Source organism: Actinoplanes sp. NPDC051494 (assembly GCF_044454705.1).
In the GTDB taxonomy this organism is placed as follows: Bacteria; Actinomycetota; Actinomycetes; order Mycobacteriales; family Micromonosporaceae; genus Actinoplanes.
In genome coordinates this window covers 105,308-117,542 of sequence record NZ_JBITDZ010000011.1, presented here as the reverse complement: position 1 = coordinate 117,542, position 12,235 = coordinate 105,308, and the positions used below count along the sequence as shown (strand labels likewise).

Below are 12,235 nucleotides of genomic sequence, written 5' to 3'. Positions count from 1 at the left end.
GACGCGCCAGAGCAGCCGGCCGAGCCCTTCATTCTGCGTGCGTGGTCACCCCGCGAAGGCGAACTCCCGGGCGGGGAGCGCGGCGGAGGTGGCGAAGAGGCGGTTGACCGAGGCGATCTCGGTGGCGTTGGGGTTGGGGTTCTTGCAGGAGACCGGGGCGCTGCTGCCGGACATCAGGTCCGCGCACAGGCCGGTGCGGCGGTCGGGGAGGCCGAGGATGTGGCCGAATTCGTGGGCGGCGATCCGGGGGACGTAGTAGCCGTCGTTGACCGCTTCGCGGCCCATGTACCAGTAGCCGTTGCCCAGCGAGCTGGAGTAGGTTCGCGGCCAGCCGTTGTCCGCGTACACCCGGATGTTGGGGGTGCGCCCGGCCGGGACCGGCTGGAGCCGGACGTTGGTCACCCGGCTGTTCCAGATCTGCGCGCCCTGGTTGACCGCCGCGACGAACTCCTGGGCCTGACTGGCGTCGTAGTACAGGATCCGGGGCGCCGCGGCCGCGGGACCGGCGGCGGCGACCTGGAGCCCGGCCATGGTCAGCATGGCCAGCAGCACGGCGGACAATCTCTTGAGCACCATCGGTGGACCTCCCTTGTGGGGAACGGGTTGTCCTCACCGTGCCATCAATAGATGCCAATCAATACATACCGACTGTGTGATACCGCTCAGGATGCCGGTGCGGCGGGCGCCGCCGCGGCCGGGAACGCCAGGCCGATACCCGGGCCACCCGGGCCCTCCCGGTTCAGGCGGCGACCGGCGAGCAGCATCAGCGACAGCAGCGAGGCCAGCAGGGCGAGCGCGCCGGCGCCGTACCAGGCCCAGTCGTAGTCGCCGAGCCGGTCGCGGACCAGGCCGGCCGCGCTCGCCGCGGCGGCCGCGCCGATCTGGTGCGAGGCGAAGACCCAGCCGAAGACGACCGCACCGCTCGTGCCGAAATACTCTCGGCAGAGCGCGACCGTCGGCGGCACCGTGGCCACCCAGTCGAGGCCGTAGAAAAGAATGAAGATGACCATGCTCGGGTGGGCGGTCGCGGCGAACAGCGACGGCAGCACCAGCAGCGACAGGCCGCGCAGCAGGTAATAGCCGCCGAGCAGCAGCCGGCTGTCGACCCGGTCGGTGAGCCAGCCCGAGGCGATGGTGCCGGCGATGTCGAACAGGCCGATCAGGGCGAGCAGGCTCGCCGCCGTCGTCGGGGCCATGCCGTGATCGTGCGCGGCCGGGATGAAGTGCGTGCCGACCAGCCCGTTGGTGGTCGCTCCGCAGATCGCGAAACCGCCCGCCAGCAGCCAGAACGGCCTCGTCCTGGCAGCCCGCGCGAGCGAACTCAGCGCATTGCGAGCAGCACCGCCCGGCGCGGCGGACACGGGCGCGGCGGACGGCGGTGAGCCGGCCAGGGCGGTGGCGGGCGGCGGTGAGCCGGCCAGGGCGGTGGCGGGCGGCGGTGAGCCGGCCAGGGCGGTGGCGGACAGGGCGGTGGCGGGCAGGGACGCGACGTCGTCCGGGCCGGCGCCGTAGGCGGTCACGCCCAGGTCGGACGGGCGGTCGCGCAGGCGCCACCAGACCAGCGGGACCACCGCGAGGGCGGCCGACGCGACGACCAGGGCGGCGGTGCGCCAGCCCTCGGCGCCGGTGAGCCGGGCCAGCAGCGGCAGGAAGATCAGCTGACCGGTGGCGCCGCCCGCGGTGAGCACGCCGGTGACCAGACCCCGGCGGTGCACGAACCAGCGGCTGGCCACGATCGCCACGAAGCCCAGGGCCATCGAGCCGGTGCCGAGGCCGACCAGCCCGCCCCAGAGCAGGATGAGCTGCCAGCTGGACCGCATGAACACCGTCAGGCCGCTACCGACCGAGACGAGCAGCAGGGCCGCGGCGACCACCCGGCGCATGCCGAACTTCTCCATGAGCGCGGCGGCGAACGGGGCGGTCAGGCCGTACAGCAGGAGGTTGACCGAGACCGCGGCCGAGATCGTGCCGAGCGACCAGCCGAACTCGTCGTGCAGCGGCTGCAGCATCACCGACGGCGTCGCGCGGAAGCCGGCCGCGCCGATCAGCGCGACGAAGGCGACGGCGGCGACGAGCCAGGCCGGATGGAGACGTCGTGTAGTCACCCGATCATTCTGCGAAATCCGGACCGGGCGGACGAGTGGCCGGATGGCCATCATGCGCAAGAATCAGGCCATGACGCATTCCGTCGCGGTCCTTGCCCTCGATCCGATCGTCAGTTTCGACCTCGGTGTTGCACCCCAGGTGCTCGGCGCCGCCCGGAACGCCGCGGACGAGCCGCTGTACACGGTCACGACCTGCAGCGTCGGCGGCGAGCCGGTCCGGGCCTCGCGCGGCGGTTTCCGGATCCTTCCCGACGCCGGCCTCGGCGCGCTCGACACCGCCGGCACGGTCATCGTGCCCGGCAACTACAGCTCGGCGCTGACCGACGGCACGATCGGGGACGACGTGGCCGGCGCGATCCGGACGGCGCACGACCGCGGTGCCCGGATCATGTCGATCTGCACCGGTGCGTCCGTACTGGCGGCCACCGGCCTGCTCGACGGCCGCAAGGCGGCGAGCCACTGGGCGTGGGCACCCGAGTTGCGCCGCCTGTATCCGAGCGTCGACTGGGACTTCGACGTGCTCTTCGTCGACGACGGCGACGTGCTGACCTCGGCCGGGGTGGGCGCCGGGATCGACCTCTGCCTGCACGTCATCCGCCAGGACCACGGCAGCGCGATCGCGAACGGCGCGGCCCGGCGCTGCGTGGTGCCGCCGTTCCGGGACGGCGGCCAGGCCCAGTTCATCGAGCGCCCGGTCCCCGACGCGCAGGGCAGTGGCACCGAGGTGACCCGGGCCTGGGCCCTGGACCGGCTCGCCGACCCGGTCAGCCTGGACGAGATGGCCCGGCACGCCCGGATGAGCGTGCGCACGTTCACCCGCCGGTTCCGCGACGAGACCGGCCTCAGCCCGCAGAAATGGCTGCTCCAGCAACGCGTCGCGCACGCCCGCCTGCTGCTCGAGTCGACCGACCTCAGCATCGACCTGGTCGCCCGGCGAGCCGGCCTGGGCAGCGCGACCGCCCTGCGCCAGCACTTCCAGCAGGCCGTCGGGGTGGCTCCCAGCGCCTACCGGCGTACGTTCAGGAGGTCCTGACCCTCCGCCAGCCGCAGCAGGAACCGCGACGTGGACATCGCGTGGGTCACGTGGTGGCGCAGGTCCGCGCTCAGCACCACCACCGGCCACATCCTCGACCGGTGATCGATGTTCTGCGCCCAGCAGAGGTATCCGCCGTCGTCCAGCCGCCCCCACACGATCAGCCCGGTGTCCTCCGGGTACACCGGGCCGAGCGGGCCGCCACCGGCCGCCCGCTCCGCCTTCACCCGCCGCGTGAGGCTCTGGCGCTCCGTGAAGTGGTCATCCGGACCGAGCAGCCGCGCCGGGCCCACCCGGATCGGCCCCAACAGCGCCAGGATGGCGCAGTAGTCGCCGGGCAGGGTCTGTCCGGCCCGGGAGAAGAGCGCATTCTCGTCGAACCCGGGGAGCGGTGATCCCCCGACGACCCGGGCGAGCGCGTCCACGTCCCGCTCCAGGACCCCGATGTCGAGGCCGGCGGTCCAGTACGACTCGGGCGGCTCGACCCCGTACGGCGCGAAGGCCGGCGGCTGGACGGCCTCGGCGATGTGGGCCCATTCGGTGATCACCGGCGGGTCGGTGACCAGCGCCGCGACGAAGTCCGTCGTCGACAGGGCGAAGGTCTCCCACTCCGACGGGTCGCTGGTGACGATGACGATCGGCCACGAGTCCGGGTCGTCGTCGTCGGTGTGCCAGCACAGCACCGCGTCGAACCCGATCGTCCCCCACGGCAGCAGGCCGGCGGCCAGGTCACCGGGGGCCCAGTCCTCGACGATGGCCCGGTATCCCGCGACCTCGTCGTGGAACTCCCGCGGCCCGGCGAAGTGCGCGGGGTGCAGCAGCTTGAAGAACGTCTGGAACTCGCCGGGCGGGAAATTCTCGGCCAGCTCCCGGAACGCGGTGGGCAGCGGCCGGCCCAGGGCGGCCCAGTCGATCGGCCGCGCCGGCGACCGCCAGCCGAACAGTTCCCTCAGTTGCGACACGTTCATGGTTCAGCTCCCCCGTCCGCCGCGCACTGCGTACGCGGCGCGGAAGTTACCAGAGTGAGCCCAGGGCCTCAGATCCGGCCAGAAGTGTCCGATGGGACAGGCGTACCCCGAACGTACTGTTTCGTAAGGATGTCATGGACCAGACCTTCCGCCCGCTGCTCGACGCCCTGAAACAGATCGGCGTCGACCCGGTGGCGGTGGACGCCGCCGCCGATGAGGCACAGCGCAGCGGCCGGTCGGTACGGGCGGTCCTGATCAACGACCAGGTCGTCACCGAGGAGCAGCTGACCTCGGCGGCCGCGGCCGCGTTCGGCATCAACACGCTCGACCTGGTCGGGTACAGCCCCGACCCGGTCGCCCTCAAGCGCATCCCGCTGCCGGTCGTGCTGCGGCACCGGGTGCTCGGTCTCGCGATCAACGACGGGGAGCTCGTCGTCGGCGTGACCGACCCGGGTGACGTCGTGGCGCTCGACGACGTCCGGGCGTCGACCGGCATGACCGTGCGCCCGGTCGTGGTGGCCCGCAGCGAGGTGCGCCGGATCATCGAGCGCCTGCAGCGTGAGAGCAGCGACCTCGGCGACATCGTCGACACCTCGCTCGAGGACTCGGCGATGGCGGCGCAGGCCAACGCCGCCGATGACGCGCCGATCGTGCGCTACGTCAACAACCTGATCGAGCAGGCCGTCCAGAACCGCGCCTCCGACCTGCACCTGGAGCCCACCGAGGACGACATGCGGGTGCGGTACCGCATCGACGGCGTGCTGCACGAGCTCGACACCGTGCCCCGGGGCGTCATGGCGGCGCTGACCTCGCGCCTGAAGATCATGTCGGGCGTCGACATCACCGAGAAGCGGGTGCCGCAGAACGGCCGGATCACCGCCATGATCCGGGACCGGACGGTCGACCTGCGGACCGCCACGCTGCCGACCGTGTGGGGCGAGAAGATCGTCCTGCGGGTCCTGGACACCGGCGGCATCGACCTGGAGATGACCAAGCTGGGCTTCACCCAGCACAACCTCGACCGCTTCGCGGGCTCGTTCAGCAAACCGCACGGGATGGTCCTGGTCACCGGTCCCACCGGTTCCGGCAAATCCACCACCCTGTACGCGACCCTGGGCCGCATCAGCAAGCCGGAGATCAACGTGATCACGGTGGAGGACCCGGTCGAGTACCGGCTGCGCGGCGTCAACCAGGTGCAGGTCAACGCGAAGGCCGGCCTGACGTTCGCGGCGGTGCTCCCGGCGATCCTGCGCTCCGACCCCGATGTGGTGCTGATCGGTGAGATCCGGGACGGCAACACCGCGCAGATCGCCGTCGAGGCGTCGCTGACCGGTCACCTCGTGCTGTCGACGCTGCACACCAACGACGCGCCGGGCGCGGTCACCCGGCTCACCGAGATGGGCATCGAACCGTTCCTCGTCGGCTCGTCGCTGGACTGCGTGCTGGCCCAGCGGCTGGCCCGGCGGCTCTGCGACTGGTGCAAGGAGGCGTACGTGCCGACCGAGGAGGAGTTGCAGGCCGCGCACTGGCCGTACCAGGACCTCAAGATCCCGGAGTCGCTGTTCCGCCCGATCGGCTGCCGCAACTGCGCCAACACCGGATACCGCGGCCGGATCGCGCTGCACGAGGTCATGCCCATCTCCCCGGAGATCGAGTCGCTGACCATCCGCCGGGCGTCGTCCAACGAGATCCGCGACGTGGCCGTCGCCCAGGGCATGTACGACCTGCGCGCGGACGGCCTCGCGAAGGCCTCCGGCGGGCTCACCTCGATCCGTGAGGTCTCCCGCGTGGCCATCTGAGTGTCAGAGGTCCTAAACCCACCCGGGACCATGCCGAATGAGGGGGGCGTCAGAAGGAACCACGAGATTGCCGGTGCCGCTCATGTACACCCTTGAACAGGAAATGCCTCACCAGGCGGCTCCGGCCCAGCCGGGCGCGGGTGACCTGGCCGTGCTCGACCAGATGCTCGTCACGCTGGTCGAGGCCCGCGGGTCCGACCTGCACCTGACTGTCGGCTCCCCGCCGATGATCCGGGTCGACGGCGGACTGCGCGCCATCCCCGGGTACGGCAAGCTCAACGCCTCCGACACCGCCCTGCTGGCCCGCGCGGCCGTCTCCCAGGCCCAGTGGGAGACGTTCCAGCACGAGCAGGAGATGGACTTCGCGCACAGCATCGTCGGCGTCTCCCGGTTCCGCGGCAACCTGTACGTGCAGCGCAACTCGTGCGGTGCGGTCTTCCGGGCCATCCCGCACAAGATCAAGCCGCTGGACGAGCTGGGCATGCCGGACTCGGTGGCCCGCTTCGCGCACCTGCCCCGCGGCCTGGTGCTGGTGACCGGCCCGACCGGTTCCGGCAAGACCACGACGCTGGCCTCGGTGCTGGACCTGGCCAACCGCAGCCGCGCGGCGCACATCATCACGATCGAGGACCCGATCGAGTTCCTGCACCCGCACAAGCGCAGCGTGGTGAACCAGCGCGAGGTCGGCTCGGACACCGAGACGTTCGCCCAGGCGCTCAAGCACGCGCTGCGCCAGGACCCGGACATCATCCTGGTCGGCGAGCTGCGCGACCTCGAGACGACCTCGACGGCGCTGACCGCCGCGGAGACCGGCCACCTGGTGCTGGCGACCCTGCACACGCAGAGCGCGACCCAGACCATCGACCGGGTCATCGACATCTTCCCGCCGCACCAGCAGCTGCAGATCCGCGCGCAGTTGGCGGCGAGTCTCCAGGGTGTCGTCACGCAGGCGCTCGCGCCGCGCGCCGACGGCAAGGGCCGCACGGTGGTCTGCGAGATCCTCACCGCGACGCCGGCCATCCGCAGCCTGATCCGCGAGGGCAAGTCGCACCAGATCCCGTCGTTCATGCAGGCCGGTGGCAACGACGGGATGCTCTCCTTCGATCAGCACCTGGCCGAGCGGGTCCGTGAGGGCATCGTCTCCATGCAGGCCGCCACCGAGATCTGCCACTCCGCCGAAGAGCTCAAGCGCCTGATCGGACGGGTCTGACATGCCGGCTACCAAGACGTTCCACTACAACAGCATCGACTCGACCGGCCGCAAGACGAAGGGCACGGTCGAGGCGGCGAACGAGACCGCGGCGACGCACATGCTGCGCCAGCGCGGCGAGGTGCCGCTGGAGATGTTCGAGGCCGGTCAGGGCCTCAACCGGGACCTGAAGATCCCCGGCCTGGGCAACCGCACCAAGCTCAAGGATCTCGCGGTATTCGCCCGCCAGTTCGCCACGATGACCGCGTCGGGCATGTCGCTGCTGCGGTCGCTGTCGATCCTGGAGGAGCAGACATCGGCGACCTCGCTGAAGAAGGCGGTCGGCGAGGTCAGGACCGATGTCTCGGGCGGTATCTCGCTCTCGGCCGCCATGGCCAAGCACGACCGGGTCTTCCCCCGGCTCATGGTCGCCATGGTCCGGGCCGGCGAGGCCGGCGGTATGATCGACAGCGCTCTCGAGCAGATCGCGGACAGCCTGGAGAAGGACACCGCGCTCCGCGGCAAGATCAAGGGCGCGCTCACCTATCCCGCGATCGTGCTCGGCTTCACGTTCGTGATGATCGCCGGCGTCCTGATCTTCATCGTCCCGATCTTCGAGGACATGTTCAAGAATCTCGGCGGCGAGCTGCCGGGCATCACCCAGTTCCTGGTCGACACCAGCCACAACATGGGCTGGCTGGGGCCGCTGGTGCTGGGCATCGGGATCACCACCTCGGTGCTCTACAAACGCCAGCTCCGCACCAGCGAGGACTTCCGGCTCACGGTCGACAGGATCAAGCTACGGATGCCGGTCTTCGGGCCGCTGCTGCAGAAGCTCGCCATGGCCCGGTTCTCGCGCAACCTCGGCCTGCTGCTCAACGTCGGTGTGCCAGTGATGCAGGCACTCGCCGTGGTCGGCGAGACCACCGGCAACGAGGTCATCAACATCGCGATGCGCGACGTGCAGTCCGCGGTCCGCGACGGCCAGCCCATGTCCTCGGCCATGCGCCTGCACAAGATCTTCCCCGAGATGGTCACGCAGATGATCGAAGTCGGCGAAGAAAGCGGTCAGATCAGTCAGATGCTCGACAAGGTTGCCGATTTTTACGACAGGGAAGTCGACGCCGCCGCCGAGTCCCTCACCGCCTCGATCGAACCGATCATGGTGCTCGTCATGGGAACCGTGGTCGGCGGGATGGTGATCTGTCTGTACCTCCCGATGTTCACCATCTACCAGAACATCCAGAGCAGCTGACGCCCTGGAAGCAATACCCGGCCGGTCTCCGGTCGACGTCGGGCACCCGAGCCCGGACAACCCCATCCCCGCTTCACACCTGACGCCCAACGGAGGCACCCCCAATGCAGGACATCATCACCCGGATGCGAGCCAAGAAGGACGACGAGGGCTTCACCCTCATCGAGCTCCTCGTGGTCGTGGTCATCATCGGCGTGCTGGTCGCGATCGCCGTCCCGGTATACCTGAACTACCGCCAGGGTGCGGCCGACAAGTCGGCCCAGTCCGACGTCCGTGGCGCCATCAGCGCCGTCGAGCAGTACTACACGGACAACGGCAACCAGTACCCGGCCGGCTTCGACGACCAGAAGACCGGATCCGCGTCGCTGAAGATCGGCAACCAGCAGATCACGCTCTCGGACAAGACCGAGATGTCGCTGGTCTCCTCGGCCGCCGCCGGCAGCTACAAGATCTGTGCCCACAACGGGGGCGGCACCGACAAGAAGTGGTACCTGTACGACAGCTCGGTCGGCGGCTCGGTGACCGGTGCCGTGTACACGGCGTTCACCACCTCGACCTGCGTCGGCACGAAGGCCTGAGCCCAGCTTCGTCCTCCGGTGGTGCCGGCCCCGACCGGCACCACCGGAACACTACTGTCCGCGAGACCTCAGGAGGGTACGAGATGCCAGAGCCACTGCTGCTCGGCGTCGTCGGCCTGCTCGGGCTCGCGGTCGGTTCGTTCCTGAACGTCGTGATCCACCGGGTGCCGCGCGGCGAGTCCCTCGTCCGGCCCGGGTCGCACTGCCCGCACTGCGGCAACGAGGTGCGCCACCGGCACAACGTCCCGGTCCTCGGCTGGCTGATGCTGCGCGGCCGGTGCGCCGACTGCGCGGCCCCCATCAGCGCCCGGTACCCCCTCGTCGAGGCGGGCACCGCGGCGCTGTTCGTCGCCGTGGCGGCCCGGTTCGGCTGGTCCTGGGAACTCCCCGCCTTCCTGTACCTCGCCGCGATCTCGATCGCCCTCGCCGCCATCGACCTGGACGTGTACCGGCTCCCGGACCAGATCGTGCTGCCGTCGTACAGCGTCGCCCTGCTCCTGCTGGTCCCGGCGATGATCGCCGGGAACGGATGGGACACCGCGGCCCGGGCGCTGATCGCGGCCGGCGTGGTGTGGATCTTCTTCTACGTCGTGGGGTTCTTCGGCATGGGCGGCGGTGACGTCAAGCTCGCCCCGCTGCTCGGGCTCTATCTCGGCTGGCTCGGCTGGAGCTGGGTCGCCGTCGGCCTGTTCTCCGCGTTCCTGCTCGGCGGCGTCGTCGCCGCGATCCTGCTCGCCCTGCGGGTGGCCCGGCGCAAGAGCCGGATCCCGTTCGGCCCCTACATGCTCGCCGGCGCGTTCGTGGCGGTCTTCGCCGCGGCCCCCATCGCCGGGTGGTACTCGTCGCTGCTCGTCCCCACCGCCTGACCCCCGCACCCGCAGAAGCAAGGAGAACCGATGGCTGGCGTCAACCCGATCGGGCTGGACATCGGCTCGTCGTCCATTCGCGCCGTCGAGGTACGCCGCGCGAAGGACGAGTACAACCTGAGCAACTTCGGTCAGGTCCCGCTGCCGCCCGGCACCATCCAGGGCGGGGTCCTCGCCGACCCGGTGGCCGTGACGTCGGCGCTCAAGCAGCTCTGGGCCGCCTGCAAGTTCGGCACCAAGCAGGTCAAGCTCGGCGTCACCAACCCGCAGCTGGTGGTCCGCGAGATGTCGGTGTCCAACCTGCCCCCCAAGGAGATGCGCCGCTCGCTGCCGTTCCAGGTCCGCGACATGCTGCCGCTCGCGGTCGAGCGCTCCCTGCTGGACTTCCGGCCGCTCGAGGACCCGGGCACCAACCCGACCGTGCGCGGCCTGCTGATCGCCATGCCGAAGGACGCGGTCATGGAACTGGTGCAGGCCGTCGAACGGGCCGGGCTGCACGTCGTCGACGTCGACCTGGCGTCGTTCGCCCTGCTGCGCGCCGCCTCCCGGCTGGACGCCCAGGTCGAGGCGATCGTGGACATCGGCGCCGAGGTCACCAGCGTGGTGGTGCACGCCGACGGGGAGCCGCTGATCGTGCGCACCGTGCCGCGCGGCGGGCACGAGATCACCGAGAGCATCGCGACCCGGCTGGGCATCACCGCACCCGAGGCGGAGGCCCTCAAGTGCCGGTTCGGCCTGCACGGCGACGGTACGCCGGACAGCGCCGGCGCCGCGAGCGACGCGATCCGGCCACTGGTCAACGAACTGCGCAGCTCCTTCACGTACCTTGCCTCGGGCGAGCGGCAGAAGCAGGTCACCCGGGTCTCGCTCTGCGGTGGCAGCGCGCTCATGCCCGGGCTCGCGGAGCACGTCCAGAAGGAGCTCGGCGTCGCCGTGATGTACGCCGACAGCGCCGGCCGGCTGCGCGACACCCGCAAGGCCCGTGAGCGGGGCTTCGACAGCTTCGTACCCTCCGCCGCGGTGTCGATCGGCCTGACCCTCGGAGCGGCAGCCTGATGGCGACCAGCCTGATGCCGGTGGACCCGGAGATCTCCCCGCAGCGCACCACCCGGCTGCTGCACATCGCGGCCAGCCTGATGCCCGAGGAGATCACCTTCGCGCGGCGGGCGAAGCGGACCCGTACCTGGGTGATCGTCGTGGTCGTGGTGGTCGCCTGTCTGCTGGGGGGCTGGTTCTTCCTCGCCCACCAGGACTCCGCCGCCGCCGACAACGAGCTCACGGTGGCCACCACCGAGGTGACCGACCTGCAGCGCAACCAGCGTGACTTCAAGGACGTCGTGGACGTCAAGACCGACACCGACACCATCCTGAAGCAGCTCAAGGTCGTGATGAAGAGCGACCTGGACTGGGCCTCGCTCTACACCATCCTGACCGGTACGGCCGACGACTCCGACCTGACGCTCGAGTCCGTCAGCGGCACGCTCAGCGGGGTGGGCACGAACGCCGCCGCCGACCCCGCGACGTCGCTGCCGAGCACCAGCACCTCGGCCGTCGTCGGCACGCTCGTGGTGACCGGGGAGGGCCCGGACAAGGAGGCCGTCGCCGCGTACGTGGACGACCTGGGGAAGCAGACCGTGCTCGCCAACCCGTACGTGACCACGGTGAGCACGACCGAGGAGAAGACGGTGACGTTCAGCCTCAACGTCGACTTCACCGAGAACGCGCTCTGCGGCCGTTTCGGCACGAAGTGCACGTCGCAAGGGGGCAAATGATGGGTGCGCGCCACGCTGACCGGCTCTGGATGCTCGGTGGGGTGATCGCCATCGCGGTGATGTCCGTGATCGCGTACTTCCTGCTCATCAGCCCCCAGTACGCCGAGGCCGACGGCCTGCGGGCACAGACCGACGACGCCCGGTCGCAGGCCTCGACGATCCGCTCCCGGATCGTCGGCCTGAAGAAGGACAAGGCGAACCTGAAGAAGCTGAAGGCGACGCTCGCGACGTACCAGGACGCCCTGCCCTCCGATTCCGGCGTGCCGGCGTTCCTGCGGCAGCTGCAGGCGGCCGGCACCGACATCGGGGTCTCCGTGGGTGGCATCACCGTGGGCGCCCCGGCCGGCACCGCCGCCACCGGCGTCAAGCAGCTCCCGATCCAGCTCACCGTCACCGGCAGCCCCGAGGAGCTCAACGAGTTCCTCGAACAGCTCCAGGGCGGCGGCCAGAAGCGCGCGGTGCTGATCGAGACCGCGAGCTGGGCCGCCGGCGAGACCGACCAGGAGCTCAGCGTCGTGCTGCAGCTCAACGCGTTCGTGGCCCCGCCCGCCGCCGCGAACGCCCCGGCCGTCACCACGGACTGATCCCCAGCCAGCTTGATCATCGGCATTTCCTCAACTTCCGGCCCGGCTGATCGATAAGACGGTCAGCATTCGCGAGAACCGTGCCG

The 12,235-nt window shown here is 70.3% G+C and carries 12 protein-coding genes; 9 read left to right on the top strand and 3 right to left on the bottom strand.

What is annotated here, in order from left to right; genetic code table 11:
- Window positions 1–45: 45 nt before the first annotated feature.
- Both ACIA6A_RS31695 and ACIA6A_RS31690 read right to left on the bottom strand, forming a co-directional pair.
- Window positions 46–576, bottom strand: a complete 531-nt coding sequence (locus ACIA6A_RS31695) for a snapalysin family zinc-dependent metalloprotease (RefSeq protein WP_396101632.1) — start codon at window positions 574–576, stop codon at window positions 46–48.
- An 86-nt stretch (window positions 577–662) separates the two neighbouring features.
- Window positions 663–2,156, bottom strand: a complete 1,494-nt coding sequence (locus ACIA6A_RS31690; RefSeq protein WP_396101631.1) for an MFS transporter — start codon at window positions 2,154–2,156, stop codon at window positions 663–665.
- 19 nt (window positions 2,157–2,175) lie between these two features.
- Between ACIA6A_RS31690 and ACIA6A_RS31685 the strand changes: the two genes are divergently transcribed.
- Complete coding sequence (locus tag ACIA6A_RS31685; RefSeq protein WP_396101630.1) at window positions 2,176–3,138, top strand: GlxA family transcriptional regulator; 963 nt, start codon at window positions 2,176–2,178, stop codon at window positions 3,136–3,138.
- Here the strand turns inward: ACIA6A_RS31685 and ACIA6A_RS31680 are convergent.
- Window positions 3,111–4,106, bottom strand: a complete 996-nt coding sequence (locus ACIA6A_RS31680; protein ID WP_396101629.1) for a hypothetical protein — start codon at window positions 4,104–4,106, stop codon at window positions 3,111–3,113. The genes ACIA6A_RS31685 and ACIA6A_RS31680 overlap by 28 nt on opposite strands.
- Window positions 4,107–4,240: 134 nt before the next feature.
- Here ACIA6A_RS31680 and ACIA6A_RS31675 point away from each other — a divergent pair, with 134 nt between their 5' ends.
- The 8 genes from ACIA6A_RS31675 to ACIA6A_RS31640 all read left to right on the top strand — a co-directional run bounded on the left by ACIA6A_RS31675 (window position 4,241) and on the right by ACIA6A_RS31640 (window position 12,149).
- Window positions 4,241–5,905 carry a GspE/PulE family protein gene (locus ACIA6A_RS31675; RefSeq protein WP_396101628.1) on the top strand — a complete coding sequence of 555 codons (1,665 nt, stop codon included), beginning with the start codon at window positions 4,241–4,243 and terminating at the stop codon, window positions 5,903–5,905.
- Window positions 5,906–6,008: 103 nt separating this feature from the next.
- The gene (locus tag ACIA6A_RS31670) at window positions 6,009–7,115 is read left to right on the top strand and encodes a type IV pilus twitching motility protein PilT (protein ID WP_396101627.1); all 1,107 of its coding nucleotides are present in this window, start codon (window positions 6,009–6,011) and stop codon (window positions 7,113–7,115) included.
- A 1-nt stretch (window position 7,116) separates the two neighbouring features.
- Window positions 7,117–8,349, top strand: a complete 1,233-nt coding sequence (locus ACIA6A_RS31665) for a type II secretion system F family protein (RefSeq protein ID WP_396101626.1) — start codon at window positions 7,117–7,119, stop codon at window positions 8,347–8,349.
- 104 nt (window positions 8,350–8,453) lie between these two features.
- On the top strand, window positions 8,454–8,927 hold the full coding sequence (locus tag ACIA6A_RS31660; protein WP_396101625.1) for a type II secretion system protein: 474 nt from the start codon (window positions 8,454–8,456) through the stop codon (window positions 8,925–8,927).
- An 83-nt stretch (window positions 8,928–9,010) separates the two neighbouring features.
- Entirely contained in the window at window positions 9,011–9,793 is a 783-nt protein-coding gene (locus ACIA6A_RS31655; protein ID WP_396101624.1) for a prepilin peptidase, read from the top strand.
- Window positions 9,794–9,823: 30 nt separating this feature from the next.
- Window positions 9,824–10,849 carry a type IV pilus assembly protein PilM gene (gene pilM / locus ACIA6A_RS31650; protein ID WP_396101623.1) on the top strand — a complete coding sequence of 342 codons (1,026 nt, stop codon included), beginning with the start codon at window positions 9,824–9,826 and terminating at the stop codon, window positions 10,847–10,849.
- Window positions 10,849–11,565, top strand: coding sequence for a hypothetical protein (locus ACIA6A_RS31645; RefSeq protein ID WP_396101622.1), 717 nt, complete (start codon window positions 10,849–10,851; stop codon window positions 11,563–11,565). The genes pilM and ACIA6A_RS31645 overlap by 1 nt, the downstream gene beginning before the upstream one ends.
- Window positions 11,565–12,149: a type 4a pilus biogenesis protein PilO gene (locus ACIA6A_RS31640; RefSeq protein ID WP_396101621.1), complete on the top strand. Its 585-nt coding sequence runs from the start codon at window positions 11,565–11,567 to the stop codon at window positions 12,147–12,149. The genes ACIA6A_RS31645 and ACIA6A_RS31640 overlap by 1 nt, the downstream gene beginning before the upstream one ends.
- Window positions 12,150–12,235: the final 86 nt, after the last annotated feature.